The organism is Bacillus sp. FSL R12-0074 (assembly GCF_038005725.1).
GTDB classification, from domain to species: Bacteria; Bacillota; Bacilli; order Bacillales; family Bacillaceae_G; genus Bacillus_A; species Bacillus_A mycoides.
Map to the genome: position 1 here is coordinate 5239025 of NZ_JBBOTR010000001.1, position 26817 is coordinate 5265841.

Sequence of the window (26817 nt, forward strand, 5' to 3'; positions counted from 1 at the left end):
AAACTTCTTTTCTCTGCAAATTTGAACAAAAATCGACAAATCCTTTTCAATTTCCTTACAAAATTGTAACCTTTCTATATCCAAATTTATGCTAAAATGGTACGAGCTATATGCTAATAACGATGCGAAGGTGATAATGTATATGAAGAAAATCTTGTCTATTTTACTAGTGTCTCTATTGTCAATTTCTTCCTTAGGAGTAACAACATCCCATGCAGAAGAAAAAATACATATAGAGGCAGCTGCTGCACTGCTATTTGATGCGGATACAGGAAAAATACTGCATGAACAAAATCCAGATGAATTACTAGCTATCGCTAGTATGTCAAAATTAATTGTTATTTATGCCGTATTAGAAGCAATTAAAGAAGGAAAAATCACTTGGGATACGAAAGTAACTATTTCTGATTACGCTTATGAAGTTTCACGTAATAATGAATTCTCTAACGTGCCGTTCGAAAAAGGACGTCAATATACTGTAAGAGAATTATACCATTCTATCGTTATCTTCTCTGCAAATGGATCTAGTATTGCTTTAGCAGAATTACTTGCAGGAAGTGAAAAGAACTTCTTAAATCTCGCAAATGAACATGCGAAAAAACTAGGGTTAAAGAAATATAAATTTGTAAACGCTACTGGGTTAAATAACGCTGATTTAAAAGGAAAACATCCTGAAGGAACTGATCCGAATGGAGAAAACTCCATGTCAGCTCGCGATATGGGCATTCTTTCAAAAACAATTATTACAAAGTATCCAGAAATGCTAGAGGATACAAAACAAAGATTTAGAAACTTCCCAGATAATCATCCAAAACCAATTCGTATGGAAAATTGGAACTGGATGTTACCAGGTGCTGCTTTCTCTTATGAAGGAGCAGATGGTTTAAAAACAGGAAGTTCCGATACAGCTGGGTATGGTTTTACCATTACAGCAAAACGCGGTGATTTACGTCTTATATCTGTTATTATTAAAACGAAATCAATGGACGAACGTTTCACAGAATCTCGCGCATTAATTGAATATGGATTTAATAACTTCGAAAAACAGAAATTAAAAATCGATAAAAATAACAAAATTTCTGTAGTAAAAGGAAAAGAAGACTACGTAACAGTTGCACCAGAAAAAGAAGTGGCAGTAGTTACTGCAAAAGGTAGCAAATCACCTTACAAAATTTCTACTGAAGCAGATAAATCACTTGCTGAAGATGAGCATTTAGTTGCTCCTATTAAGAAAGATGCAAAGGTAGGTTCAATCGTCTTAGAACCATCTGATAAATATGGTTTCTTAGACGGAAATAAAAGTATAAAAGTTACTGCAAAAACGACTGAAGAAGTAGAAAAAGCAAATTGGTTCGTATTAACAATGCGTTCAATTGGCGATTTCTTCTCAAATTTATGGTCTAAAGTATTTTAATGATGAAAAGCTAGCTCACGCTAGCTTTTTTTATTTTCCCCTCTAGATGTAAAACTTCGTTTGGTTGTCATATCTGCGTCCTTTTTCTCATACGTATGAACTAGTAATTGTTCCACACTTCATCTAAGAAAAACCTCTTTCCAAAGGGTATTCCAAAAAGAGAGGTGACACATAATGGGTGTTATCGCACATACAGAAGAAGATGTAAAGTTATTAGCTAGACTCATGCGTGCTGAAGCTGAAGGAGAAGGACAACAAGGCATGCTAATGGTTGGAAATGTCGGTGTAAATCGTGTCCGCGGAAATTGTTTAGATTTTAAAAAAGTACGGAACTTACGTCAGATGGTTTATCAAAATCCTGGTGGTTTTGAAGCTACTCAAAAAGGGTATTTTTATCAACGAGCAAGAGAACAAGATATTGCCTTAGCCCGTCGAACAATTCAAGGGCAACGTTTTTGGCCTGCAAATTTCGCTTTATGGTTTTTTAGACCTGAAGGTCCTTGCCCACCAACTTGGTATAACCAGCAAAACTCTGGACGTTTTAAAAAGCACTGCTTCTTCCAACCATCCGGGGAGGATTGTCCAAGCGTATATTAAGGAATGAAAATGAGGAGGGATTTTTGAATGACACAGCAACAAAACCCGTACTACGGAACAGGTTTTTATCAACCATCTGGAACTTATGTGCAACCGCAACAAATGACCGCGCAGCAACAACAGCAAGCGATGCAACAACAGCAAGCGATGCAACAACAAGCTGCTCAGGCTCAACTTGCAGTTTCTCAAGGTATGTTACCACTAGAGCAATCGTATATTGAAAACATCCTTCGTTTAAATAAGGGTAAGCCAGCTACAGTTGTAATGACTTATGAACGCGGTAGTTCGCTTGGTACACAATCTTATACAGGGATCATCGAGGCAGCTGGCCGTGATCATATCGTAATTAGTGAGCCGAAATCTGGAAAACGCTTTTTACTACTAATGATTTATTTAGATTATGTAGAATTCCCAGGAGAAATTACGTATTTACCTGGTCAACAAGCAACTTATGCTCCAAGACCATAAAAAAAAGCTGGCGAATGCCAGCTTTTGTTTTTTATAACCCTTTTACAACTGCAGTTCCGACTAAAATCCACGCCACAATAAACGCTACACCACCAAGGGGTGTGATTGGGCCAAAGAATTTAATACCTGTTGTACTTAATGCATAAAGACTGCCTGAGAACATAATAATCCCAGCTACCATAAGCCAACCTGCAGTGTTTAAAAGTGATGATTGCATTTTGTCCATTAATAGAGCGACTACGAATAAGCCACCTGCATGAAACATTTGATATGTAACGCCCGTCTTCCACACTTCTAACATTTTTGCAGAAATTTTATTTTCTAAACCATGTGCTCCAAAAGCCCCTAATGCAACAGATAGCCCCGCTGCAATACAACCTAGTAAAAAGAAAATTTTCATCTTAATTCCCCTTTTTATTTTTATCATAAGCAATTTTCACATATAATCCAAACGATTTAATCCCTAAAAATCAAATAAAGAATTACCATTTGCACCTTCTTCTTTTATATACACAGGTTCTCCAGAAACTGGCATAACCGGTTGAACTGTTGTTATAGGCTGAGATCCGATTATTTGTGATTGAACTTGTGGTTCTCTATACGTAGAAGGCTCAACTTGTTCATCTAATAATAAATCACATAATGCACGCACAACTAATAAATGCTCTTTTGATTTTTGTCCTTCACTACTTTTTGCCTTTGCAATTTCACTCGCCATTTTATTTAAAACCTTATCGCTAGATACTTGCATTCCTTGTCACCTCTTACTTTGTAGTTCTTTCTCAAATTGCCTCAGTTTTTCCACTGAACCAAATACTATTATCATATCATGTTCTTGCAGTTTTTCCTGCCCCGTTGGATTATGGATAATATCCCCATCTCTTAAAATCGCTAAAATTGTTACACCAAATTGATTTCTCACATTACTCTCTAATAACAATTTACTAGCTAAGTTAGAATCTTTACCAACTTGAATTTCTTCAATTACAAATGATTGCTCTATTCCATACAATACTGTATCAATATAATGCACTGTTAACGGATTCGCAATATCCAACCATCAATACAGTAATCATCGTCATCCAAAATGCTTGAAACAAGCTAATCTCTTCAATTGTCATAGCATTCCTAGAATTACAACAAAAGTCATACATATAACCGCTATCCATAATTGCTTCCGTACATTCATATTACGTTTCAACTCTTTTCTCTATCTACAATCTTTGCCAGAGGAAATGAAATACGTATATACTAGAAAACGGAATCTATGAAAGCGGTTGATATAATGAAGCTATTTCTTTCTGCCTTACAATGGGCACTATTTATTTTAGCTGGAAGTCTTATTGTACCAATTAGTGTCGCAACTAGTTACGGCCTTGATGGCGCTGAAGCTATCGCGTTTGTACAAAGAACATTATTTGTTCTCGGTTTTGCCGGTCTCTTGCAAGCCATATTTGGTCATAAACTTCCTATCCAAGAAGGTCCTGCAGGCCTTTGGTGGGGAATTTTCTCCTTGTATGCAAGTTTAGGCGTCGTATTATTTGGATCAAGCAATGAAACACTTAAGGTCCTTCAGTACGCTTTCCTATTAAGTGGCATCATTTGTATTATTCTTAGTGTTTTTGGACTTATTGATAAACTAGTTCGTTACTTTACACCGACAGTAATTGGAACGTATTTATTCCTTTTGGTCGCACAACTTAGTGGCTCCTTCTTAAAAGGCATGTTTGGCCTTGATGGACAACATACAGAAGTACAGCCAAAGGTATTTATTCTTTCACTCATTGTTATTTTACTATCTTTTTTCATTATGAAGATACCTATTATTGGACAATATTCCGTTCTTTTCAGTATCGTCTGCGGCTGGATATTATTTGCGTGCTTCGGATTATCTAATCCAGTAACACCTGTGACAGATATAATTCGTCTTCCATCTCTGTTTGTTTTCGGAATGCCTCGCATTGAATGGAACATGGCAATTACGGTAGTTTTCGTCACACTACTACTGCTAACAAATATGTTAGCAAGTATTCGCGTTGTACAAAAGGTTGTTTCTAAGTATGAAGAAGATGCTGCTCCAGATCGCTTCAAACAAGCTGGCATTATAACAGGAATAAATCAATTGCTAGGCGGTCTATTTTCAGCCATTGGTCCTGTTGCCATTTCTGGATCCGCAGGATTTATTGCAACGACAAATATTTATAAGCGCCTTCCATTTATGTTAGGGTCAAGCTTTATCATTCTTGTTAGTATATTCCCAAAGATTACTTCATTCTTTGCAGCCATCCCCGTTGCAGTTGGGTATGCTGCAATTTATCCTGTATTTGCAAGCATGATTGGTCTAGCTTTCCGCGAATATGACACTGTACAAAATAAAGAACAATTATTTAAAGTAGCAGGCCTTTCAATCTTTACAGGAGTCGGCGTTATGTTCGTTCCAGCAGGAGCGTTTTCTACGCTACCACCATTTTTGGCTTCATTTTTAAGTAACGGTCTTGTTCTTGGATCTGTAATGGCTATCTTGCTGGAAATATTATTTTCTCGTTCGCACGAAAAACAACCATCGTAAATTGGAAAACTTCCATTATTGCACTCTATCTTTAGAGTTGTTACGATAATGATAAAGTGAAACTTTAATCAGTGGGGTTTTTGTTCATCCCCACTGATTATTAGTTGAACCAATCGGGCGTTTACGGGCAGTTAATCTCCCACCTAACTTCTTTGCTCCAGCTAAATTTTGAGGTGGGAGTCTTACTGCCCGTTAATGCGGGATAAATTATCATGGGCAACACGCTCATGATAATTTATACTAACAATGCAGAACTTCTCCTAGTTTCATGCAAAGAAGTTCGATGTCTTACTATATTCCCCACTATCTTCATAAAAATTTATTTCTATTTTAACAAAGAAAGGAATTTTCTATATGACTTATAAAATGATTGTTTTAGATTTAGATGATACTTTATTACGCGACGACCATACAATTTCACCTCGTACGAAAGAGGCTTTAATGACAGCACAAGAGCAAGGAGTTAAAGTTGTACTTGCTTCTGGGCGCCCAACGTTTGGTATGCGCAATGTTGCAAAAGAACTTCGTTTAGAGGAATACGGTAGCTTCATTCTATCTTTTAACGGCGCAAAAATTATTAACTGTAAAACAAATGAAGAAATCTTCAGTAGCACGCTATCTCCTGAAATCGTTCACAACCTATTTGAAATTAGTAAAACTGAAGATGTATGGATCCATACTTATATTGGCGATGATATCGTAACAGAAGAAAATAATCCTTATACTAAAATTGAGGGCGAAATTACTGGCATGGCGATTATTGAAGTAGATGATTTTAAAACTGCTGTTAAAGAACCTGTAGTAAAAGTATTAATGAATAAAGAAGCTGAACGCCTTGTTGAAGTAGAAAAGAAACTACAAAAACAACTAGAAGGTCAATTAAGCGTTATGCGCTCTAAACCATTCTTCTTAGAATTTACTGAACATGGTGTTACAAAAGGAACAAGCCTAAACCAGCTAATCCAAAAACTTGGTATTAAGCGTGAAGAGGTTATCGCAATGGGTGATAGCTATAACGACCAAGCAATGATTGAATTCGCTGGTCTTGGTGTTGCAATGGGCAATGCACCAGATGATATTAAAGAAATTGCAAACTATGTAACAGATACAAATATGAACGATGGCGTTGCAAAAGTTGTAGAGAAATTCGTTTTAAAAACGGAAGTACTTGTTTAATATTTTCATTCATAAAACCTATTTGAAGTCAAACACTTCAAATAGGTTTTTATTTAAATTGCAATGCTTTTGTGACTATATTTTGAACTTTGCACTATTCTCGTAGTGTAAACTTTCTTTTTGTATATAATTAAACAAAATAGACTATTTCATTTTGAAAAAGAATACAAATTTACTATATACAAGCATACATTAAAGGAGGCTACTTCATGTTATCTACACCAATCGGAAGATTAAGAGCAATCGGCTTAATTGAGGGGATTTCTTTCCTATTACTATTATTTGTAGCAATGCCATTGAAATATTTCGCAGGATTTGCAACAGCTGTTAAAATTACAGGTATGGCTCATGGCGTTTTATTTATTCTATTCATCTTTGCGGTAATTCAAGTAACAATCGTACACCGTAAAACAATTTTATGGGCACTTGGTGCGCTTGTTGCATCAGTTATCCCATTTGGTACTTTTGTACTAGATGCAAAACTAAAAAATGAACAGTAATAGTAAAAAGGTAGTTAACAATTGTTAGCTACCTTTTTTGCGTTTATATATTCGGAATTTGCCAATCGATTTCTTTTTCATCCATGTTAGATAAAATCTCATTTACTTTAGAGTACGGCTTACTTCCAAAGAAACCTCGTCTTGCTGATAATGGACTTGGATGTACGGATTCAATAATATGGTGACTTGTATTCGTAATTAACTTTTTCTTCGCCTGCGCGTGACGTCCCCACAGTATGAAAATAACTGGCTTTTCACGTTCATTTAATAGCTCAATTACGCGATCTGTGAAATGCTCCCATCCTTTTCCCTTATGAGAATTCGCCTCACCTTGACGAACCGTTAACACAGTATTTAATAATAAAACTCCTTGCTCCGCCCACCTTACTAAATAACCGTTATTCGGAATTTCATAACCATATTCATCTCGAAGTTCTTTGTACATATTTAGCAATGATGGCGGCGTTTTAATATCAGGTTGTACCGAAAAGCTTAAACCATGCGCTTGATTCGGTCCATGATATGGGTCTTGTCCTAAAATAACGACCTTTGTATTTTCATAACTTGTATACTGAAGAGCGTTAAAAATATCTTCTACCTTTGGATAAATCACATGCTCCTCATACTCTTCTTTTAAAAAGTTAGCTAAATTTTGATAGTATTCTTTCTCAAATTCTGGCCCCAGTAATGGTCCCCAATCATTCTGCAAAATGTTTTCCATGCCTTCACTTCCTATCCAATTAATTCACCATATCCTGCCTTGTAAATACTACAAACGAAATGATAAGAGATACTACTGCCCAAACCGTTAAATTTATTAAAGAAAATCCCATTGATAACCCTTGTAATGCAGGAAGTTTTCCTGATAAATAATCCGTTAGCGATAAGTTGACACTAAAAATGTATTTCGCACCTTCCCAAGACGTTGCGAATGAACTTAAAATGCCGCCTGCAATTAACGCAGCTAACATAACGCCCATACCAGCTGGTGTATTACGAATTAAAACAGAGACCATAAATGATATAGTTCCAACAACGATAGCAACAAACCAAGCTAGTCCGTACGCCATTAAAATGTATTGCCACTGCGGAATAAGGTGGACAAAGTTCGTATTTAACGTTTCCTTATCAATGACGAATCCTGTTAACACAGGTAAATTCCATCCAGAGTATCCAAATACAAGCCCTGATAATGCGTAAGCAAACAAACCGACAAGAAGCAATATGAGCGAAATGAAAAATAACATCGTCACATATTTACTAAGGAGTATTTTCCAACGCCGAATTGGCCTCGTCAGAAGCATTTTCATCGTACCATCGCTTCGTTCTCCTGAAACAATATCAATGGCGACAATCATAACGAGCAATGGAATAAATAACGTTATTCCTTGTTCAATAAACGCCCTCACAAATGTCGGTGCTCCTGGCGCAGTCGGATTAATATTATGATCTAAATAATATTGTTGTTGTTCCACTCTTACTTTTAACCAATCCCGCCATTCTTCTGGCAATCTAGAATTGTTCAAGCGGTTTTGTGAATCAACAATTTGTTGCTGTAATGATACTTTCCAATCGGTCGTACCAAGCCTTTTTTGCGTCGTTTCTATTTCACGATACTGAGCATACACAAAAAGTGGAATCAAGATTGCTAAAATAAGCATGACAACAACAATTCGTTTCTTACGATAAATCTTTTCTGATTCATTTAAAACTAGATTCGCAAATTCACGCATGTTGCTCACCCCTTGTGAGTTCAATAAATAAATCTTCTAGCGTAAATACAAGCTCTTTGACGCTATGTACATCTATCCCGTTTTCTACAAAATGCTTATTCCAAACATTAATAGACGCAACATCCATACGACATAATAAACGCTCATCTTCTACACTAACTTCCTCTATCTCTTCAGCAGCGTCTAACATGTCTTTCGCTTTGGAAATCGGTGTAACGACCCATTCCACACGATCACTCGCTGTTTTGATCAACTCTTCAATAGGTGCAACTGTTATCATTTTTCCTTTATGAATAATAGCAACACGGTCGCATATCAGTTGCACTTCACTTAGCAAGTGACTCGAAATAAATACACTCATATTTTCTTCTTTTACAAGCTTATGTATAAATTCCCTAAGTTCTCTAATCCCAGCTGGATCTAAACCATTCGTCGGTTCATCTAATATGAGCAATTTAGGGTTTCCAAGTAGCGCCTGTGCAATTCCAAGGCGCTGCTTCATACCAAGGGAATATGTTTTTACCTTATCGTGAATACGCTCATCTAAATGAACCATTTTTGCAATTTCAATAATACGTTCATCTGATATATCACCAAGCATGCGCGCAAATTGCTTTAAGTTTTCCCATCCCGTTAAATATGTATAAAGCTCTGGGTTTTCAACTATACTTCCAATTTGACGCATCGCTTCTCTGAAATTTTCCTTAATAGAATAACCACCGATAGAAATAGTACCTTCTGTCGCTTTAATCAGTCCGACTAACATTCGAATTGTTGTCGTTTTCCCGGCTCCGTTCGGTCCTAAAAAGCCAAACACTTCTCCTTGTTTTACATCAAATGAAATGTCCTCTACAAGCGTCTTCTTTCCAATTACCTTCTTCAAGTCTCGTACAGAAAGTATCGTCGTCATTTTATCCCTCCTTGCTCTAGTTTTAATTTACTTACGACGTTTTGGACTAATCGCTCTGCCATATATGTGTAGCCTACTTCATTCGGATGAAAATGATCGGAGTATAATAAATCTTTCCCACGATTTTGGAATAAATCAAATGTCGGTGTAATATATACATTTTTATCATTTAATGCTAACTTCTCTAAAGAAGCGTTCCAATCAACAACAATATTTGATGAACCTCTTAAATCTTCTACATCCTCAAAAGGATTGTATAAACCTAGCCAAAAAATAGGACTATCTGTGTTTAATTTACGAATTTCTTCTATAATTTTCTTCGCTTCATTTTGAAACGTTTCCGTATCAGGACGATACGTCTCTAAATCTATCTTTCCGAGCGATTCCCATCCTGGGAACAAATCATTTCCTCCAATTGTTAAAACAATTACATCTGCTTGCTTAATTGAATATTGAGCTCCGCTGCTTTCGATTTGTTTTAATAAATCAGGCATTTTCGCACCACTAACTGCCAAATTGCTTAGTGCAACTTTTTGTTTATAATCTTTTTGTAAATTCTCTTTCATACGTCCAATATAGCCAATTCCTTCTTTATCACCAACGCCGCGCGTTAACGAATCACCTAAACTAACTACTTGTAACGTTCCTGTTTTCTTTTTCTCTTTTTCCACTACGTCAGTCTTCGTAATTAATTTTGAAGCTTTCGGATTTAATACATCATTTACACCCGAAACAAAACCGTATGCAAATAAACAGAAAGACGCAATTGTAATGAGTAGAATTACTTTTACTAATTTTGATCTCATATCAAAACCCCTTTTAGCCCTCTTAGATTGTCCATAATTATACCAAACGAAATTTTGAAAAGCGATTTTCACACCTTCTCTATTATGTCGTTTCCCTATCTACCAAATCTGGTAATAACTCTACATGTTTCACATCTATTTCCTCATCATTAATCTTTTCATATAATAATTCAAATGCCTTTACACCAACATTTTTACTAGAATGCGAAATCGTCGTAATACCTAATATATTTGCCACCTCTTGATCATCACATCCGATAATCGTAATATCCTCTGGGATACGAATTCCTTGTTTTTTCGCCTCCGTTACCATTCCTGCAGCAATATGATTGCAAGATACAAGAAAAGCCGTCGGTTTTACAGACATACGAGCCCATTCCCTGACTACATTGCGCCCATCTTCCACCGTAAAACAGCCCTTAAACTTCCAGGCATCTAACGGTGTTACAACAATCTGTTGAAGTGAATCCTCATACGCCTTTTTTCGCCTCTGGCTATTAATACTATTACTTCTTCCAATGCAATATCCGATACGTGTATGACCAGCATCTATTAAGCTTTTCATCCCGCGCAAAAATACTTTGTAGTAATCAATATGTACACTCGAAATGAAATTCGAATCTATTTCTTCACACATCACAATTGGACCAAACTTCGTATACTCTTCAAGTTTTTCCTTACTATTTGTCCGTGAACATATAATTACTCCATCAAGCTTTTTCATTTTTAACATATGTAAAATTTCAAGCTCTTTTTCTTCGCTATAATTTGTCTGGCAAAGCATCATATTATAATTGTTCTTTGCGGTTTCCTTTGATATCCCCCCAATAATGGCACTGTAATATTGATCATTTACGTGCGGCAATAAAACGCCAATTACATTCGTTTTTCCTTTCACTAAATGAATCGCATTCACATTTTGCGTATAATTTAATTCTTCAATAATCGCTAAAATCTCTTTTCGTTTCTGTTCATTCACATACGGATGATTATTGAGTACACGTGAAACAGTTGAAACAGATACCCCAGCAAGTTCAGCAATCTTTCTTATATTAGTCATCTCATTCTCCCCTTCCCCTCAAAAATTCTCGCTTGACCTGGTAAGCTTTCCACAGTATATCCTTTCTTAGCAAATACATTTTGAAAGGATATACAACTATGCTTCGATTCAAACTAGAATATATATTTTTCATTGGCGGTTTACTCATTCTCGCCATCGGTATTAATATGATGACGACAATTACTTCCTTTGGACTTAGCCCTTATGATTCCTTCTTTATTGCACTATATCAAAATTTTGGGATAAGTATTGGTTTTTGGATTTTCATGATTAACTTTGTTTTTACCCTGATCGTACTCTTTTGGGACAAAAAACAAATTACAATCGGCACAATTGTCACAATGATTCTTATTTCTCTTTTTGTTGATTGGGTTGGTTCTATTACGACTATTATGGATACTATCCGCTCTCTTCCAAAATATATAACACTTATTTGCGGAAATCTATTCATCGGAGCTGGAATTGGTCTTTACGTCTCTACAAACCTTTGCGCAGCACCTCAAGAGGCTTTCGTTTTAACTGTTTCTGAGAAAAAGAAATGGACATTTAGAAGAACAGAAATTTCATTAGCTTTTTTATTTTTAACATTAAGCTTCTTATTAGATGGGCCAATCTATTTTGGAACAATTATCTTATCCTTTACAACAGGTTGGATTATTCAAGCTTTTATTCAAGTTGGTACGCAGATTTTAAATAGAAAAAAACCTATTAAGCAAGCCGCTTAATAGGTTTTTCGTTTTATTAGAAGAGATACTACTTAGCATCTCCTTCAATTCGATAATTTGCTTTCACACAATCTATTTCTTCATACGATTGCAATGTATGTAGAATGTACTCATAATCCGCAAGAGAAGCACGATGCGTTACAATTACGATTTCTGCTTTCCCTTTCTCTTCAAGCGGCATTTGAATAATCTTCTCAAAACTAACACCGCGTTCAGAGAACAATGATGTAATTTTTGCAAATACACCAATTTTGTCTTTCACATGAAGTCTTAAAAACTTTTTCACAATAATTTCATCTGGCTCTTTTAGTACCTTTTGATATTGCGGGACTACAGCACTATTTCCGTTTACACCAAGCCTAATATTTTGCATTACAGCAACTAGGTCAGAAACAACAGCTGTCGCTGTCGGTAAGCTTCCTGCTCCCGGTCCATAAAACATCGTTTCTCCTACCGCTTCACCATACACATACACAGCATTATATTCATTTTGCACTGCCGCAAGAGGGTGTGCATTTGGAAGTAAAGTTGGCTCAACTGTAACCTCTAATTTCTCGCCATCTCGCTTTGCAAGGCCAATTAATTTAATTGTATAGCCTAAGCTCTTACTATATTCAATATCTTCTGCTGTAATAGAAGTAATCCCTTTTACCTTCACATCTCCAAGCTCTACATTTGTAGAGAAACCGAGAGTAGCCAAAATCGTCATTTTTCTTGCTGCATCCAAACCTTCTACGTCTGATGTTGGATCTGCTTCTGCAAATCCAAGCTGCTGAGCTTCTTTTAACACGTCGTTATATGCTCTCCCTTCGTCTGACATTTTCGTCAAAATAAAATTTGTCGTTCCATTTACAATTCCCATTACTTTCGTAATAAGATCTGAGGAAAGTCCTTCTACGATGCTTCGTAAGATTGGAATCCCTCCAGCTACACTTGCTTCGTAAAATAAATCAGCCTTATTATCTTTTGCTACCGCTAAGAGTTCCGCTCCGTGTAACGCCATTAAATCTTTATTTGCAGTCACAACGTGCTTCCCGCTTTTTAAAGCTTGTAAAATATATGCTTTTGCATCATCAATGCCGCCCATTACTTCAATGACAACATCAATATTAGGATTATCTAAAATTTCATTCACATCTTGTGTTAATAGAGTAGAAGGCACGTCTACTTCTCTCTCTTTCTCAATGTTTTGCACCAATACTCTCGTTACTTTCACTGGACAACCTACTTGGTGTATAAGTCGTTCTTGATGATCTGTAATAATACGAACTACACCACTACCAACTGTCCCAAGACCTAATAACCCCACTTGAATGTCTTTCATAATACTGTCCACCCCTCAAAAATTGTGTTTAGATGCCATTATATAGACAAAAAATCTGAAAAACAATGTATTTTGAATATTAAGAAAAATAAAGGTTAATCTTTACAAATAAAACGCTACCACGTGTTATACAATCATTTACAATATATAAGGGGTTTCTTGATACACGTAATAATTCAGCCAATTAGAGAATAATAAATTCCCATGACTCCTCCACCTAACAATCGGCTTCTCATTTGGATTATTATGTTTAAAATAATTTTTTGGCACATCAATATTTAACCCTTTTTGGCAGTCCCGTTCGTATTCTTGCTTTAACGTATCACAACTGTATTCACTATGTCCGAGTGCGAAAACTTGCCTTCCCTCTTGCCCAATAGCAAGATGAACACCTGCTTCTTCAGAACTTGCTAATAACGTTAATTCTTTCACCTTTTCAATATCACTCTCTCTTACTTCTGTATGACGAGAATGCGGAGCAAAAAACACTTCATCAAACCCTTGTAACAATTTCACATGTTGCTCGCGAACCTCATGTTCAAATACACCAAACATTTTTTCCGCAAGAGGATACTTCGGCACACCATAGTGATAATACAAACCTGCTTGTGCCCCCCAGCAAATATGAAGCGTAGATGTTACATTCGTTTTTGAATACTCCATAATACGTCCAAGCTCTTCCCAATAATCTACCTCTTCAAAAGAAAGAGTTTCAACTGGTGCTCCTGTAATAATGAGTCCATCAAATTTTTCATCCTCAATATCACGAAATGTTTTATAGAAGCTCGTTAAATGGTCCTGCGCTACATTGCGAGACAGATGCGATTCCATATGAAGTAAATGCACATCTAATTGCAACGGCGTATTTCCAATTAAACGAAGTAATTGCGCCTCTGTTTCTTGCTTTGTGGGCATTAAATTTAATATAGCAATTTTCAAAGCACGTATATCTTGTGTTACTGCTCGCTCCTTCGTCATTACAAAAATATTTTCCTTCTGCAATACTTTGCGAGCTGGTAAATCTTTATCAATTATGATCGGCATGTTGTTTGCCTCCGACTAGCGCCGCTTCTAAATCTGCAATAATATCAGAAACATCTTCTATACCGACCGATAAACGGATTAAATCAGATGTAACGCCAGCTAAACGCTGATTTTCTGCGCTTAATTGTCTGTGCGTCGTACTAGCAGGATGTATTACACAAGTTCTTGCATCAGCTACATGCGTTACAAGAGTTGCAAGCTTTACATTTGCGATAAATTCTTTCGCTGCTTCTAATCCGCCCTTAATACCAAATGTTAAAACTCCACTAGCACCTTTTTTCAAATACTTTTGTGCTAACGAGTAATTTTCATTACTATCTAATCCTGGATAATTCACCCATTCAATGCGATCATGATTAGCAAGCCACTTAGCAACTTCGAGAGCATTTTCACTATGACGCTCCATTCGTAAATGCAATGTTTCCAGGCCAATGTTGCTAATATATGCATTGAATGGGCTCATACAGTTTCCGTAGTCTCTTAATAACTGAACGCGTGCTTTCACAATATACGCTGCTGCTCCAAAATTTTGAACATAGCTTACGCCGTGATAACTCGGATCAGGTTCGACAAGCTCAGGATATTTTCCATTTGTCCAATCGAAGTTCCCTCCATCTATTACAATGCCGCCTAGAGAACTTGCATGGCCATCAATATATTTCGTTGTAGAATGGACAATGATATTTGCCCCATGTTCAAACGCCTGGCATAAATAAGGCGTCGCTAATGTATTATCAACGATAAAAGGTACTTCTAATTCTTTTGCTGCTGCTGAAAGTTCTTTGAAATTCAAAACGTTCATTGCTGGATTTCCTAACGACTCTGCATAAACAAGTTTTGTCTTATCATTAGCAAGTGCCGCAATTTCATCTGCCGTTAAATTAGGATTAAAGAACGTAACATCTATGCCCAGCTTTCGCAAACTCACTCCAAATAAATTAAACGTTCCTCCGTAAACAGTTGAAGAACAAAGTAAATGGTCTCCACTACTGCAAATATTTAAAACCGCAAGCATAATGGCTGCCTGCCCAGAAGCTGTTGCAACAGCCCCTACACCGCCTTCTAAATCTGATAACTTCTGCTCAAATGCAGCTAGAGTAGGATTTCCAATACGCGTATATATATATCCTTCTGCCTCTAAATTAAATAGTGCCGCTAAATCATCCGAAGTATCGTATTTATACGTTGTACTTTGATAAAGTGGCAAAACACGCGGTTCACCATTTTTTGGCGTATAGCCACCTTGCACACAAATCGTTCCTTTTCCCCATGACTCTCCCATCTCTCATTCTCCTTTCTTTTATCCCGCTATTTGCGGGCAGTAAGACTCCCACCTCCAAATTCGGCAAATGCGAGGAAGTTAGGCGGGAGATAACTGCCCGATTGATGAAGGCTAATAATTAGCGGGGGAGGGACAAAACCCCCACTGATTAAAGTTTCACTTTATCCAAAATAAAAAACTGCCCCTTCCCTGAAAACAAGAAAGGAGCAGTTTGAAAACACGCTCTAAGGCTCTTTCTTATCTCTCAGGATTATTACCTGCAGGATTTGGCACAATTCCGTTATACGGCTGTTGCCAAGGTTTCATCGGGCCTGTCCCTCCACCTTTTCTTGATAAGACTATGCAATTACCGTTGATTTTATAGCAATAATTTCCTGATGTCAAATAGTTTTTCTGAATGTTCTAAATTAAATGCAAGGGATTTAATACAAACAATAAAAGAAATATATTCCATATTTATTTGAAAAAGACCTTTTAAAAACTCCAATCCATATATAGAATTAAATAAGTGGTTTAACCGCGTTGGTTTCAAATTTTCATGAGATCCCAATATATTGAATAAGCCACCCCCTCAAAAAGATACTATATATATATTCAATTCACACTAGCATATTTAATCCTTTCTACATGAAAACTTACATAACGGAGGTAGAACATGACAAATAAAAAAGACATGCACCATATACTCGTCCTATATGGCATTCTTTTAGGCTCTATAGTAGGAGTCACGGTCTGGTCATTTTTAGTCACAATAAATATCGGAATTCACTTTATTTGGGGATACTTACCTACTCTTTTCTCTTCTCCCCCTTATTACACCATTTGTGTAACAATCATCGGTGGTATCCTCGTTGGTTTAACACAAAAATACTTCGGTACATATCCACGTCTTATGCCGGAAGTGATGGCTGAATATAAAAAAACAGGTAGAATTGAATACCGTTTTGTACATAAAGCTACTTTAACTGCGATTATCGTTTTAATATTTGGAGCTAGTTTAGGACCAGAAGCTGCACTTGTTGGAATTATCGGTGGACTTTGTACATGGGTAGGAGATCGCTTTAAATTTGCTTTAAAGGGAATGAATGAACTAACAGAGGTTGGAATTGGTGCCACTTTAAGTGTTATTTTTAATGCACCATTATTCGGTTATTTAGCTCCGAATGAAAATGAGGGTAAGCAAATTAATGAATTTTCGAAAGGAAAAAAAGCAATCATATATTTAGCTACCACTTTTGCTGGTTTTTCCGTTTATTTATTGCTTAGTAAACTCGATAATCGTGGATCCTTTATTGTTGATTTTGGGGAAGGATCTCTTGCTCTTAATGAATGGATCGCTTTTCTTCCACTTGCTAGCATTGGTGCTATAGTTGGTTTCTTTTATTTCAAATTAGAATTCACATTAGAGAAATTAATCCACCCCTTCAAAGAATACAAGGTATCACTTGGAATTATAGGCGGTATTTTATTAGGAATTACAGGAACTTTTCTTCCTTACACGTTATTCTCAGGGGAACATCAATTAAAAGATTTAGTCGTTGAATGGAGCCATTTATCCTTCTGGGTACTACTTCTTTCAGGAATTTTAAAATTATGTATTACTGCCGTTTGTTTAAATACGGGTTGGCGCGGCGGACATATTTTCCCAATTATATTTGCTGGATCAAGTATCGGATATGCTATAGCTTCTATTATCCCTATAGATCCAATAGCTTCTGTAGCCATCGTCACGACAGCTATTTCAAGCTATGCATTAAGAAAACCAATAGCTATAACATTACTATTACTCATGTTTTTCCCGCTCAATTTATTATTACCGATGCTCGGGGCAGCAGCGATTGGGAATGCATTTCCGCTTCCTAAAAACAATGAAGCTACAAACTAATACATACAGGCAGTAGGGACAAAAGTTCCACTGCCTGTTTTTATCCCGCTATTTGCGAGCAGTAAGACTCCCACCTCAAAATCCGGCAAGTGCGAGGGAGTTGGGTGGGAGATAACTGCCCGATTGGTGAAGGCTAATAATCAGTGGGGGATGGCCAAAATCCACACTGATTAAAGTTTCACTTTATTACACATGCTGCTTTAATAGCGCGTATAACGCTTCAAAACTATGCACTTCATATGTTGGCACAATCTCGCTATTATTTGGTTTCTTTTCTGAATTAAACCAACAAGTATCAATTCCCGCTACATATCCACCTTTAATATCGGCACTTAACGAATCCCCAATAATGAGCCCTTCTTCAAAAGCGAAATTAGGAATCCTTTCAAAAACATAATCAAAATACTCTTCCATCGGCTTTTGGAATCCCGTATCTTCAGAAACAAAAATATCTTTAAACAATGAATGTAATCCTGCATTACGTAAACGTTTATCTTGCGTCTTAGAAATACCGTTTGTCACTATATATAAATCATACTCATTTTGAATTTGATTTATAAATTCAAATGCACCTTGCATGAGTTGGTTTCCTTCTTCTAAGTAGCTACGATAATTATTTTCGAATAATATCCCCATCTACTTCTTCCCCGTACTCTTTAAACAAAATCGAAAATCGTGTATTTACGACTTCATCACGGTTTATTTCACCTTCTTCAAAAGCATCCCAAAGGCTTTTATTAATTTTTTTATACTGCGCTTCAACCTCGCTAGTTAAAGGAATCCCTTTCTCTTCAAAGAGCATACGTAACGCCACTTTCTCCGCCTTCTGAAAATCTAACAATGTATCATCTACATCAAATAGCAATGTTTTATATTTTTTCATAAACCCCTCACACTCTCTTTTCTACAAAAACAAATTTACATAAATCGTATCATTCTTCCTTGTAAAAATAATAGGAGATATCTCATACTACAAACAGGGGTGAAAATATGAAAATCAGTAAAAATGAGAAAGAAATTTATCAACACATGCAAATTCATCAATTCCATACTCTTTTTTCCTTTCATGTCTTACCATATGTAGAACTACATTCTTTTCAAAAGAAAGAGATGATATGTAAGGAGGGGGTCGACCTCCCTTATCTCTATTACTTAATTTCCGGGAAAGCAAAAATATATATGAGCCATAAAAATGGGAAAGTCTCTTTAATTAATTTTATTCAAGCACCTTCATTCATTGGGGAATTAGGATTAATTGGCGTAGAATCTGTTACGAAAGCGGTTGAGGTGATTGAAGATTGTATTTGCTTAGCGCTTCCTCTTAAAGATTGTCAGCATCTTTTATTGCAAGATGCTACCTTTCTACAGAAACTATGCAAATTTATTGGAGAAAAAACAATTACCCGAACAGAAAATTACGCCAAAAACTATAGTTATCCATTTGAAAACCGATTAGCTGCGTTCATTCTATTAACGGAACAAAATAATTGCTATACCGAAAAACATACTGAGGCCTCAGAATACTTAAACGTCAGTTACCGCCATCTTTTATATGTATTAAATCAGTTTTGCCAGCAAAACTATTTAAAAAAAGAAGGCCGAACATATTATATACAAGATCGAAATCAATTAGAAAAACTTGCTGACGAGCTAAAAATATAAAAAACAGCATTAACATAAAAGTTAATGCTGTTTTTTTGAGTGGCGATTATAATTTTAATTAAAATTTGCTTGCTACTTTAGCTGCTTCTTCAAGACCTGCAGTAATGATTTCTTCTGCTTTATCTGGGAATTGGTTATGTCCCTCGATAATTACCGTTTCCATGTTTGTTGCACCGAAGAAGCCCATCATGCTTGCTACGTATTTAACAGCCATTTCCATTTCAGCTGCTGGTCCTTCAGAATATACGCCGCCGCGTGCATTTAATAACGCAATCTTCTTATCTCCAATAAGCCCAACTGGACCTTCTGGTGTATATTTAAACGTTTTACCAGCACGGTTTAAATAATCAATATACGTGTGTAATACGGCTGGAATCGTTAAGTTCCATAATGGGAAACCGAAAACTACTTTATCAGTTTCTAGAAATTGATTTAAATACTTATCAGCAACTGCTACCACTTTTGCTTCTTCTTCTGTTAAATCAAATCCTCTACCTGCTTTGAATGTACCATTAATCATATCTACGCCTACATATGGTAATTCTTCTTTATATAAATCAAGTTCTACCACTGTATCATTTGGATGCGCTTCTTTATAGTTTGCTAAAAATGCCTCGTATAATTTCACACTAACTGCTTGTTCCGCTGGGCGGTTGTTTGCTTTTACAAATAAAACTGTTGCCATTGTTTTTCCTCCTACTACTCACTCTTATGTTGTTATATATCACTTACGAAAAAGGGTACTCCCTTATAATTATTGTTGCTTACAAATACATTTTATCTTTATATCAAAACAATTACGTCCTCACATAGACGTATTTTTCCATAAAAAAAGTCCACCTTCTAAAGGCGAACTAGGTCTTACGACTTTTGTCTTATACGATTCCATTTTTCACTGCATATAATGCTGCTTGTGTGCGATCGGATAAATGTAACTTACTCAAAATACTACTCATATGAGCTTTTACCGTTTTTTCTGTAATAACTAAAACAGAAGCAATTTCTTTATTACTCATCCCTTTCGCCAATAACTGCAATACTTCATTTTCTCTCGCTGTTAATACATCCACTTGAACGGAAGGTTCTTCTTCTTTCTCTTCCTGTGGTAATGTTTGAGAAAGAAGGGCATTTGCTATATCTGGATGTAATTGAATATTACCTTTATACGCGCTTCGAATAGCTTCAACAAGCTGATCTGGTTCGATATCTTTTAAAATATAACCGCTCGCCCCAGCTTTTAGTGCTGGCAATACATGAGCTTGATCAGAAAAACTAGTCAATACAATTACTTTCACGTTTGGATATTCTTTTTTAATACAAGTTGTTGCCTCAATTCCATCCATCTCAGGCATATATAAATCCATTAATACGACATCTGGACTCGTTTCGCCTACTTTCACTAGCGCCTCTTTCCCATTATTTGCTTCACCAACTAATTCAAAATCTTCCTGTGTGCTTAGAAAAAATGCTAATCCTTTTAAAACAACTGTATGATCATCAACTAACAATACTTTTATTTTCACAAACTTCCCTCATTTTCACATCATAATGGTACATTTACTTTTATACTCGTTCGTTTCTTACTACTTACAATTTTAATTGTTCCACCAACTAATTCTACTCTTTCACGCATCGTAGTCATACCGAGTGATTTCTTCTCTTTTATATCCTTTTCTACAAACCCATTTCCTTGATCGACTATTTCTAATGATACATTTTTCTCCGTCACTTTGAAATAAATCGTCGCTTCTCTTACATTCGCATGCTTACTTACGTTATTTAAAGCTTCTTGTCCAATTCGCCATAGCGCTTCTTCTACTACACGCGGCAAATCACGTACACCTGTAACTTGTTCCCGAATCTTCAATCCTAAACTTTCACCATATTGCTTTAAAGCTGGTAATAACCCTTTCTCTAATCCAGCCGGACGGAGCTGCCAAATTAATGTCCTCATTTCTTTTAAGGCACCTTGTGCTAATTCACGCATCTCATACAAAGACTGATCTACCTTTTCATTTTGACCCTTTAAGACAGCTTCAGCGCCTTTCGTCATAAACGTTAATGAAAACAACTTTTGTGAAACAGAATCATGTAAATCTCTAGCTAAACGATTACGCTCTTCCATTCGTACAAGTTCGCGGCGTTTTTCATTTAATCTTAAGTTCTCTATCATTAATGAAATATGATTTGCTAACGCTTGTACTACATCTATCGTATTTATATCAAATTCTCCATTATTAGAACTTACACTTAATACTCCAAATATATGATCTTGAATATGTATCGGAATAGCGATAACTGCCCTATTGGGATGCTCTATATTACCAACCTGACGCTTCGACAAGACAGACTCTTCTTTTTCCAACGCTTCCTGTGCTGCTGCCCTCAAATCATCTTGTAGTTCACCTTTCTTATAAGAAGCTCTCACAGCTAGTTCATTTTCTTCTCTAATAAAGAATACAACTTGCTCCCATAGAAATAAGCTCCCTATTTGCATTACAATCTCTTCTGGTAATGCATTAAATTTATGAATTGTCCTTAAAGCTTGAATAAAGCGTTCTAACTTTACATAATAATGAGCTCTTCTCTTTTCATTTTCATACAGTTTTGTACGCTTTAATGCCGTTCCAATTTGAAAGGCAACTGATTGTAATAGTACTAATTCTTCTTCCGAAAAATGCGTTTTACCTGGGCTAGCTACATTTAACACGCCAAATTCATCTTCTCCCGCTTTTAGCGGTACTGTCGCATGATGTACAATCCCTTCTGTATCTCCCCAGTTGTATTCAATCGCATTATTAATTCTCTTACATTCAATAATATTAACTGCTCGCTCTAGTTTTCCTTCCACAAAGCGGTGTAAGCACCAGCAATTCCCTTCACACATCGGTCGTTTATTTTCGAATTTCAATCCCTCTGGTAATTGGTAATCAATTAATTTTGTATATCTACCATTTTCATCCGCAAGGAAAATCCATCCTGTCGTTAAACCAGTTACATTCAACAGCTTTTCCAGCACAGCTTGAAGTACGTGATATGTATCATTTGAGGTATTCAACGTTTCTGCAATCTCTTTTAATATAACTAATTCATTTGTACGATTCTCTTGAAACATAATTCGTCTCCTACATACAAGATTTTAAATAGTACTTAACATAAATCATCTACTTTTCACTTTGTACTTATTCGTAACATTGATATAATGGTGAAAACATAGTTTTCATTATATCACTTGAGGGGGCTTTCATAATGACATTGAATAAGGCACTTACTATCGCTGGTTCTGACACAAGTGGCGGTGCTGGTATACAAGCAGATTTAAAAACATTCCAAGAACTTGGTGTATACGGAATGACATCTCTTACGACAATCGTAACGATGGATCCACATAACGGTTGGGCACATAACGTATTCCCAATCCCAGCTTCTACATTAAAACCACAATTAGAAACGACAATTGAAGGCGTTGGCGTAGATGCTTTAAAAACGGGTATGCTTGGATCAGTAGAAATTATCGAAATGGTTGCGGAAACAATTGAAAAGCACAATTTCGAAAATGTAGTAGTTGATCCTGTTATGGTATGTAAAGGAGCGGATGAAGCGTTACATCCTGAAACAAATGACTGCTTACGTGACGTTCTTGTTCCAAAGGCATTAGTCGTAACGCCAAACTTATTTGAAGCATATCAATTAAGTGGTGTGAAAATTAATTCTCTTGAGGACATGAAAGAAGCTGCAAAAAAAATCCATGCTTTAGGCGCTAAATACGTACTGATTAAAGGTGGTAGCAAACTAGGCACAGAAACTGCTATTGATGTGTTATATGACGGCGAAACATTCGATCTTCTAGAATCAGAAAAGATTGATACGACAAATACACACGGTGCAGGTTGTACATATTCTGCTGCAATTACAGCAGAACTTGCAAAAGGAAAAACGGTGAAAGAAGCAGTAAAAACTGCGAAAGAATTCATCACAGCTGCAATTCGTCATTCATTTAAGATTAACGAATATGTAGGACCAACACATCACGGTGCATACCGCAAATTCGTTGCACCGAAAGAACTTGTCTAACATAACGCTTTTTATTAATAAATTTAAAAATAGATTAAAACCCACAGAACATTTATTGTTCTGTGGGTTTTAATTACTTTACAGAAATCTTTTAAAGTACTCCCCAAATTCCTATGATGCTGAACTAACCTTGTTTCTACCATTTCTTTTTGAATAATATAACGCATCATCCGCTGATTGAATAAATTGCTCAGGTGATTTTTTATATTCTGAAAGCCCAACAGAAACTGTAATTTTAATTTTTTCCCCATTTTGCAGTTGAAATGAATGCTTTTCAACTGCTAGCCGAATTTGTTCCCCTATACGAGTTCCAAATGCTACTCTCTTTTTTGGTAACAACAGAGCAAACTCTTCGCCACCCTTTCGAAAGACTAAATTTGGGAATGGTGCATTCTCTAACAAAATACGCCCTAGTTGTTTTAACACTTCATCTCCAGCAGGATGACCGTACGTATCATTTACATACTTAAAGTGATCAATATCGATAAGTAATAAACAAAGTGAATCATTTTTTATATGCTTACTATCAATATGACGATTCATCTCAAAATCAAACTGTCTTACATTTCCTAGATTCGTTAATGCATCTATCGTTGCATAATGCTTCATCGTTTGAAATAATTCATTGGATTGCAATATGTAACTTGCACTTACAAATGTGATGTATGCCGCTACAATACAACAAATTAAATATAATACCACTACATATATATCCTTAAATAAAATATAAAGTGGTAGTATTAAAATAGACAAACTGTACACATTAAACCATATCCATTTTGTAAATATAGAAATCTTCATCCGCCAAATGAGAGTAATGCCAATCCCTATTGCCACGATAGTATAGCAAGCCAATTCAGAGGCTAAAGAATACTCAGTAAAAAATACCCGCGTTATTAAAATAATCATAACAGTTATACTACTAGCTATTGGGCCACCAATTATAATTGCCAAAACAACAGCTAAATAACGTAAATCCAACATAATATCTTCAATATGCACACCAAAATGCATCAACAATATACTCAATATTCCAGTTAAAATACCGACCAAACATTTCTGCCAAAAAGAGAATCCTTCTTTTAATGGCTTATCTCTTAAAAGCTGAGCACCCACAAAGATAAAGGACAGAATAATTGTCATATTTACAAATAGATCTCTGAACATAAAATAATCTCCCTACTTTTTCTTTTCCATCTATCCCTTTCTATATGCTATTGTATTACGTAATCCCTATAATTCCCAATCTTTTTTGTTTTACTGTTCCACGTGGAACAGTAAAACAAAAAAGGAGACGAAATTTCGTCTCCTCCATTAACAACATCGCGATATCTTTCCGCCTTTTGCATTAAATCTAGCTTCTTGTGCCTCAGCAAAAAATTGCTTTTGACATAGAATTTTCTCTTCTGGATGATGTAATTTCATGTGATTTACATACGTTTCATAACTTGGAACTCCGACAAGTAAACTAATAAATTGCTTTCTCTTTCCCCATACGTTCCGTAAATTTTTAAGCATAGTTCCTCGACTCACTTTCATCTTTTGGAATATATGGTGCCTCTTTTAACGGCATTGGCTTATTTCTTAATACTTGAATCCAAATTCGAAGTGCAGAAATTAATACAGCAATTACAACTATCATAAAAATTCCACAAAGTGCCGCATCAATATAGTCATTAAAAATAATTTGTTTCATTTGCGCAACATTTTTAGCTGGAGCTAATACCTTACCATCATCTAATGCTCCCTGAAATACTTTCGCATGTGATAGAAATCCTATTTTAGGATTTTCATGAAACAACTTTTGATAACCAGCTGTCATCGTTACAATAAGTAATCCTATAGTCGGAATAAGCGTTACCCAAACGTATGCCTTTTTCCCCATTTTGAATAAAATTGTCGTTCCAAGTAATAATGCAATCCCCGCTAACATTTGATTTGCAATACCGAAAAGTGGCCATAGCGTATTAATTCCACCGAGAGGGTCAACCACCCCTTGATATAAGAAGTACCCCCAGCCTAGTACGCATAACGTTGTAGCAACCACATTCGCTATTGTGGAATCTGTTTTCGCAAACGGCTTGTACACATGCCCTAAAATATCTTGAATCATAAATCGTCCTACACGTGTTCCAGCATCAATCGTTGTTAAAATAAATAGTGCTTCAAAAAGAATGGCAAAATGGTACCAAAATGCCATCATCGCCGTTCCACCTATTACTTGTGAAAATATATGTGCCATACCAATTGCTAATGTTGGTGCGCCACCTGTACGTGATAAAATGGTCTGTTCTCCGACGTTAACAGCAAGTTCTTTTAATTCATTCGGTGTAATAGCAAATCCCCACGAAGAAATAACTTGAGCCGCTTGTGATACATCTGTTCCGATCAGTGCTGCTGGACTATTAATTGCAAAATAAGTTCCTGGTGTTAATACACAAGCTGCAATCATAGCCATCGCTGCTACAAATGATTCCATTAACATTGCCCCATAACCAATTGGCTGTGCATGACCTTCTTGCTCAATCATTTTCGGCGTCGTACCTGATGAAACGAGAGCGTGGAATCCAGAGACAGCACCGCAAGCTATTGTAATAAATAAGAACGGAAATAAATTCCCGGAGAAAACAGGACCTGTTCCATCAATAAACTTAGATACTGCCGGCATCTTCAAATCTGGAGCTACAATTAAAATACCAATTGCTAATCCAAGTATCGTTCCTATTTTTAAAAATGTACTTAAATAATCACGTGGTGCAAGGAGCATCCAAACTGGTAATGCCGATGCAATGAATCCATATACGATAAGCATAATAGCAATTGTTTCACCACTAAAAGTAAACATACTTGCAAGTGTTGGATTTTCTGCTACATACTGTCCACCAATAAGCGATAGGACTAGTAGAACAATACCGATTACTGATCCTTCCCCTACTCGCCCTGGTCTAATGTAACGCATGTAAACTCCCATTAAAATAGCAATTGGAATTGTTGCTGCGATTGTAAACATTCCCCATGGGCTTCCAACAAGTGCCTTCACAACTACTAAAGCTAATACTGCTAATAAAATTATCATAATACCTAAAATACCAATCATCGCAATTAATCCTGTAACAGGACCAATTTCATCTTTAATCATTTCTCCTAATGATTTACCATTACGTCTCATTGAAGCAAATAAAATTACAAAATCTTGTACAGCTCCGGCAATAACTACCCCAACAATAATCCAAATAGTCCCAGGTAAATACCCCATCTGCGCCGCCAAAATTGGTCCTACTAAAGGACCTGCCCCTGCAATCGCAGCGAAGTGATGTCCGAATAAAACCCATTTATTTGTTGGAACATAATCCTTCCCATCATTTAACGTATGAGCAGGCGTTTGCCTATTATTATCTAGACCAAAAACTTTCCTTGCTATAAATCTACTATAAAAGCGATAAGCAATCGCATACACTGATACAGCAGCAACTAATAGCCATACAGCATTAATTGTCTCACCTTGTGATAAAGCTATTACACCAAAAGCAGATGCTCCTACTGCTGCAATAACTCCCCAAAGTAAAATTGATTTCAATGTTTTCACGT

Annotated in this window: 27 protein-coding genes, 2 pseudogenes and 1 riboswitch; of the genes and pseudogenes, 10 read left to right on the forward strand and 19 right to left on the reverse strand. The window is 36.2% G+C overall.

Annotated features, from left to right (window positions below):
- Positions 1–136 precede the first annotated feature (136 nt).
- The 3 genes from NSS97_RS27280 (at position 137) to gerQ (ending at position 2479) form a co-directional block, all read left to right on the forward strand.
- Complete coding sequence (locus tag NSS97_RS27280) at positions 137–1414, forward strand: serine hydrolase (RefSeq protein WP_341114525.1); 1278 nt, start codon at positions 137–139, stop codon at positions 1412–1414.
- A 174-nt stretch (positions 1415–1588) separates the two neighbouring features.
- A complete protein-coding gene (gene cwlJ, locus NSS97_RS27285; RefSeq protein WP_002089824.1) occupies positions 1589–2011 on the forward strand; it encodes a cell wall hydrolase CwlJ in 423 nt (140 codons plus the stop codon).
- A gap of 27 nt (positions 2012–2038) precedes the next feature.
- Entirely contained in the window at positions 2039–2479 is a 441-nt protein-coding gene (gene gerQ, locus NSS97_RS27290) for a spore coat protein GerQ (protein WP_044438408.1), read from the forward strand.
- 31 nt (positions 2480–2510) lie between these two features.
- Here gerQ and NSS97_RS27295 read toward each other — a convergent pair whose 3' ends face one another.
- The 4 genes and pseudogenes from NSS97_RS27295 to NSS97_RS30540 all read right to left on the reverse strand — a co-directional run bounded on the left by NSS97_RS27295 (position 2511) and on the right by NSS97_RS30540 (position 3648).
- The gene (locus NSS97_RS27295; protein ID WP_002089827.1) at positions 2511–2879 is read right to left on the reverse strand and encodes a DUF423 domain-containing protein; all 369 of its coding nucleotides are present in this window, start codon (positions 2877–2879) and stop codon (positions 2511–2513) included.
- 63 nt (positions 2880–2942) lie between these two features.
- Positions 2943–3230, reverse strand: coding sequence for a YwdI family protein (locus tag NSS97_RS27300; protein WP_001198367.1), 288 nt, complete (start codon positions 3228–3230; stop codon positions 2943–2945).
- A 6-nt stretch (positions 3231–3236) separates the two neighbouring features.
- Positions 3237–3530, reverse strand: a pseudogene (locus tag NSS97_RS27305) (cation:proton antiporter regulatory subunit); the annotation flags it as partial.
- Complete coding sequence (locus NSS97_RS30540) at positions 3499–3648, reverse strand: hypothetical protein (protein WP_408094163.1); 150 nt, start codon at positions 3646–3648, stop codon at positions 3499–3501. The gene NSS97_RS30540 and the pseudogene NSS97_RS27305, both read right to left, overlap by 32 nt.
- 116 nt (positions 3649–3764) lie before the next feature.
- Here NSS97_RS30540 and NSS97_RS27310 point away from each other — a divergent pair, with 116 nt between their 5' ends.
- The 3 genes from NSS97_RS27310 to NSS97_RS27320 all read left to right on the forward strand — a co-directional run bounded on the left by NSS97_RS27310 (position 3765) and on the right by NSS97_RS27320 (position 6724).
- The gene (locus tag NSS97_RS27310) at positions 3765–5048 is read left to right on the forward strand and encodes a purine/pyrimidine permease (RefSeq protein WP_044438401.1); all 1284 of its coding nucleotides are present in this window, start codon (positions 3765–3767) and stop codon (positions 5046–5048) included.
- Between the two features lie 354 nt (positions 5049–5402).
- The gene (locus NSS97_RS27315; RefSeq protein WP_044438399.1) at positions 5403–6224 is read left to right on the forward strand and encodes a Cof-type HAD-IIB family hydrolase; all 822 of its coding nucleotides are present in this window, start codon (positions 5403–5405) and stop codon (positions 6222–6224) included.
- Between the two features lie 209 nt (positions 6225–6433).
- The gene (locus tag NSS97_RS27320; protein WP_002144657.1) at positions 6434–6724 is read left to right on the forward strand and encodes a DUF3817 domain-containing protein; all 291 of its coding nucleotides are present in this window, start codon (positions 6434–6436) and stop codon (positions 6722–6724) included.
- Between the two features lie 43 nt (positions 6725–6767).
- On the opposite strand, the gene NSS97_RS27325 is transcribed toward NSS97_RS27320, so the two are convergent.
- From NSS97_RS27325 to NSS97_RS27345, 5 genes are read right to left on the reverse strand one after another with little or no spacing between them, the layout of a single operon-like run.
- Positions 6768–7445, reverse strand: a complete 678-nt coding sequence (locus NSS97_RS27325; RefSeq protein WP_044438396.1) for a uracil-DNA glycosylase — start codon at positions 7443–7445, stop codon at positions 6768–6770.
- A 19-nt stretch (positions 7446–7464) separates the two neighbouring features.
- The gene (locus NSS97_RS27330) at positions 7465–8457 is read right to left on the reverse strand and encodes an ABC transporter permease (RefSeq protein WP_002089839.1); all 993 of its coding nucleotides are present in this window, start codon (positions 8455–8457) and stop codon (positions 7465–7467) included.
- Positions 8450–9367 (reverse strand): ABC transporter ATP-binding protein, encoded by a 918-nt coding sequence (locus tag NSS97_RS27335; RefSeq protein ID WP_002089840.1) that lies wholly within the window; start codon positions 9365–9367, stop codon positions 8450–8452. Before NSS97_RS27335 ends, NSS97_RS27330 begins: the two co-directional genes overlap by 8 nt.
- The gene (locus tag NSS97_RS27340; protein ID WP_080784403.1) at positions 9364–10245 is read right to left on the reverse strand and encodes an SGNH/GDSL hydrolase family protein; all 882 of its coding nucleotides are present in this window, start codon (positions 10243–10245) and stop codon (positions 9364–9366) included. Before NSS97_RS27340 ends, NSS97_RS27335 begins: the two co-directional genes overlap by 4 nt.
- 10 nt (positions 10246–10255) lie before the next feature.
- Positions 10256–11233, reverse strand: a complete 978-nt coding sequence (locus NSS97_RS27345; protein ID WP_002089844.1) for a LacI family DNA-binding transcriptional regulator — start codon at positions 11231–11233, stop codon at positions 10256–10258.
- 98 nt (positions 11234–11331) lie between these two features.
- On the opposite strand from NSS97_RS27345, the gene NSS97_RS27350 reads away from it, so the two are divergent.
- Positions 11332–11958, forward strand: a complete 627-nt coding sequence (locus tag NSS97_RS27350; protein WP_044438392.1) for a YczE/YyaS/YitT family protein — start codon at positions 11332–11334, stop codon at positions 11956–11958.
- A 28-nt stretch (positions 11959–11986) separates the two neighbouring features.
- Here NSS97_RS27350 and NSS97_RS27355 read toward each other — a convergent pair whose 3' ends face one another.
- From NSS97_RS27355 to NSS97_RS27365, 3 genes are all read right to left on the reverse strand, one after another.
- Positions 11987–13282: a homoserine dehydrogenase gene (locus NSS97_RS27355; protein ID WP_044438390.1), complete on the reverse strand. Its 1296-nt coding sequence runs from the start codon at positions 13280–13282 to the stop codon at positions 11987–11989.
- Between the two features lie 138 nt (positions 13283–13420).
- Positions 13421–14326 carry a homoserine O-acetyltransferase MetA gene (gene metA, locus NSS97_RS27360; RefSeq protein ID WP_044438388.1) on the reverse strand — a complete coding sequence of 302 codons (906 nt, stop codon included), beginning with the start codon at positions 14324–14326 and terminating at the stop codon, positions 13421–13423.
- Positions 14310–15608, reverse strand: a complete 1299-nt coding sequence (locus NSS97_RS27365; protein WP_002068601.1) for a bifunctional O-acetylhomoserine aminocarboxypropyltransferase/cysteine synthase — start codon at positions 15606–15608, stop codon at positions 14310–14312. The genes metA and NSS97_RS27365 overlap by 17 nt, the downstream gene beginning before the upstream one ends.
- A 234-nt stretch (positions 15609–15842) precedes the next feature.
- A riboswitch (SAM riboswitch) is annotated at positions 15843–15947 on the reverse strand.
- Positions 15948–16263: 316 nt separating this feature from the next.
- On the opposite strand from NSS97_RS27365, the gene NSS97_RS27370 reads away from it, so the two are divergent.
- Positions 16264–17493, forward strand: coding sequence for a chloride channel protein (locus NSS97_RS27370; protein ID WP_341114538.1), 1230 nt, complete (start codon positions 16264–16266; stop codon positions 17491–17493).
- Positions 17494–17679: 186 nt separating this feature from the next.
- Here NSS97_RS27370 and NSS97_RS27375 read toward each other — a convergent pair.
- Positions 17680–18376: pseudogene (locus NSS97_RS27375) on the reverse strand (YjjG family noncanonical pyrimidine nucleotidase).
- A 107-nt stretch (positions 18377–18483) separates the two neighbouring features.
- On the opposite strand from NSS97_RS27375, the gene NSS97_RS27380 reads away from it, so the two are divergent.
- Positions 18484–19155, forward strand: a complete 672-nt coding sequence (locus NSS97_RS27380) for a transcriptional regulator YeiL (RefSeq protein WP_044438382.1) — start codon at positions 18484–18486, stop codon at positions 19153–19155.
- A 58-nt stretch (positions 19156–19213) separates the two neighbouring features.
- On the opposite strand, the gene NSS97_RS27385 is transcribed toward NSS97_RS27380, so the two are convergent.
- From NSS97_RS27385 to NSS97_RS27395, 3 genes are all read right to left on the reverse strand, one after another.
- Positions 19214–19840 carry an FMN-dependent NADH-azoreductase gene (locus tag NSS97_RS27385; protein ID WP_341114541.1) on the reverse strand — a complete coding sequence of 209 codons (627 nt, stop codon included), beginning with the start codon at positions 19838–19840 and terminating at the stop codon, positions 19214–19216.
- Positions 19841–20030: 190 nt separating this feature from the next.
- Positions 20031–20678: a response regulator gene (locus NSS97_RS27390; protein WP_016096457.1), complete on the reverse strand. Its 648-nt coding sequence runs from the start codon at positions 20676–20678 to the stop codon at positions 20031–20033.
- Between the two features lie 20 nt (positions 20679–20698).
- Entirely contained in the window at positions 20699–22270 is a 1572-nt protein-coding gene (locus NSS97_RS27395) for a GAF domain-containing sensor histidine kinase (RefSeq protein WP_002016395.1), read from the reverse strand.
- A gap of 134 nt (positions 22271–22404) precedes the next feature.
- Between NSS97_RS27395 and pdxK the strand changes: the two genes are divergently transcribed.
- Entirely contained in the window at positions 22405–23229 is an 825-nt protein-coding gene (pdxK, locus tag NSS97_RS27400) for a pyridoxine/pyridoxal/pyridoxamine kinase (protein WP_002016397.1), read from the forward strand.
- Positions 23230–23340: 111 nt separating this feature from the next.
- On the opposite strand, the gene NSS97_RS27405 is transcribed toward pdxK, so the two are convergent.
- From NSS97_RS27405 to cstA, 3 genes are all read right to left on the reverse strand, one after another.
- Positions 23341–24396 (reverse strand): diguanylate cyclase, encoded by a 1056-nt coding sequence (locus NSS97_RS27405; RefSeq protein WP_044438378.1) that lies wholly within the window; start codon positions 24394–24396, stop codon positions 23341–23343.
- Positions 24397–24543: 147 nt separating this feature from the next.
- Entirely contained in the window at positions 24544–24747 is a 204-nt protein-coding gene (locus NSS97_RS27410; protein WP_002184484.1) for a YbdD/YjiX family protein, read from the reverse strand.
- Entirely contained in the window at positions 24740–26815 is a 2076-nt protein-coding gene (gene cstA, locus NSS97_RS27415; RefSeq protein WP_002089870.1) for a carbon starvation protein CstA, read from the reverse strand. The genes NSS97_RS27410 and cstA overlap by 8 nt, the downstream gene beginning before the upstream one ends.
- Positions 26816–26817: the final 2 nt, after the last annotated feature.

What these genes read in the sequence shown, in the direction of transcription:
- NSS97_RS27320 (WP_002144657.1), top strand. Translation starts at nt 6,434, where the DNA reads ATGTTATCTACACCAATCGGAAGATTAAGAGCAATCGGCTTAATTGAG.
- NSS97_RS27310 (WP_044438401.1), top strand. Translation starts at nt 3,765, where the DNA reads ATGAAGCTATTTCTTTCTGCCTTACAATGGGCACTATTTATTTTAGCT.
- NSS97_RS27355 (WP_044438390.1), bottom strand. Translation starts at nt 13,282, where the DNA reads ATGAAAGACATTCAAGTGGGGTTATTAGGTCTTGGGACAGTTGGTAGT.
- NSS97_RS30540 (WP_408094163.1), bottom strand. Translation starts at nt 3,648, where the DNA reads ATGGATAGCGGTTATATGTATGACTTTTGTTGTAATTCTAGGAATGCT.
- NSS97_RS27385 (WP_341114541.1), bottom strand. Translation starts at nt 19,840, where the DNA reads ATGGCAACAGTTTTATTTGTAAAAGCAAACAACCGCCCAGCGGAACAA.
- NSS97_RS27325 (WP_044438396.1), bottom strand. Translation starts at nt 7,445, where the DNA reads ATGGAAAACATTTTGCAGAATGATTGGGGACCATTACTGGGGCCAGAA.
- NSS97_RS27380 (WP_044438382.1), top strand. Translation starts at nt 18,484, where the DNA reads ATGAAAATCAGTAAAAATGAGAAAGAAATTTATCAACACATGCAAATT.
- NSS97_RS27405 (WP_044438378.1), bottom strand. Translation starts at nt 24,396, where the DNA reads ATGTTCAGAGATCTATTTGTAAATATGACAATTATTCTGTCCTTTATC.
- NSS97_RS27300 (WP_001198367.1), bottom strand. Translation starts at nt 3,230, where the DNA reads ATGCAAGTATCTAGCGATAAGGTTTTAAATAAAATGGCGAGTGAAATT.
- gerQ (WP_044438408.1), top strand. Translation starts at nt 2,039, where the DNA reads ATGACACAGCAACAAAACCCGTACTACGGAACAGGTTTTTATCAACCA.
- NSS97_RS27295 (WP_002089827.1), bottom strand. Translation starts at nt 2,879, where the DNA reads ATGAAAATTTTCTTTTTACTAGGTTGTATTGCAGCGGGGCTATCTGTT.
- pdxK (WP_002016397.1), top strand. Translation starts at nt 22,405, where the DNA reads ATGACATTGAATAAGGCACTTACTATCGCTGGTTCTGACACAAGTGGC.
- metA (WP_044438388.1), bottom strand. Translation starts at nt 14,326, where the DNA reads ATGCCGATCATAATTGATAAAGATTTACCAGCTCGCAAAGTATTGCAG.
- NSS97_RS27370 (WP_341114538.1), top strand. Translation starts at nt 16,264, where the DNA reads ATGACAAATAAAAAAGACATGCACCATATACTCGTCCTATATGGCATT.
- NSS97_RS27410 (WP_002184484.1), bottom strand. Translation starts at nt 24,747, where the DNA reads ATGCTTAAAAATTTACGGAACGTATGGGGAAAGAGAAAGCAATTTATT.
- NSS97_RS27395 (WP_002016395.1), bottom strand. Translation starts at nt 22,270, where the DNA reads ATGTTTCAAGAGAATCGTACAAATGAATTAGTTATATTAAAAGAGATT.
- NSS97_RS27335 (WP_002089840.1), bottom strand. Translation starts at nt 9,367, where the DNA reads ATGACGACGATACTTTCTGTACGAGACTTGAAGAAGGTAATTGGAAAG.
- NSS97_RS27345 (WP_002089844.1), bottom strand. Translation starts at nt 11,233, where the DNA reads ATGACTAATATAAGAAAGATTGCTGAACTTGCTGGGGTATCTGTTTCA.
- NSS97_RS27315 (WP_044438399.1), top strand. Translation starts at nt 5,403, where the DNA reads ATGACTTATAAAATGATTGTTTTAGATTTAGATGATACTTTATTACGC.
- NSS97_RS27365 (WP_002068601.1), bottom strand. Translation starts at nt 15,608, where the DNA reads ATGGGAGAGTCATGGGGAAAAGGAACGATTTGTGTGCAAGGTGGCTAT.
- NSS97_RS27330 (WP_002089839.1), bottom strand. Translation starts at nt 8,457, where the DNA reads ATGCGTGAATTTGCGAATCTAGTTTTAAATGAATCAGAAAAGATTTAT.
- cwlJ (WP_002089824.1), top strand. Translation starts at nt 1,589, where the DNA reads ATGGGTGTTATCGCACATACAGAAGAAGATGTAAAGTTATTAGCTAGA.
- NSS97_RS27350 (WP_044438392.1), top strand. Translation starts at nt 11,332, where the DNA reads ATGCTTCGATTCAAACTAGAATATATATTTTTCATTGGCGGTTTACTC.
- NSS97_RS27280 (WP_341114525.1), top strand. Translation starts at nt 137, where the DNA reads ATGTATATGAAGAAAATCTTGTCTATTTTACTAGTGTCTCTATTGTCA.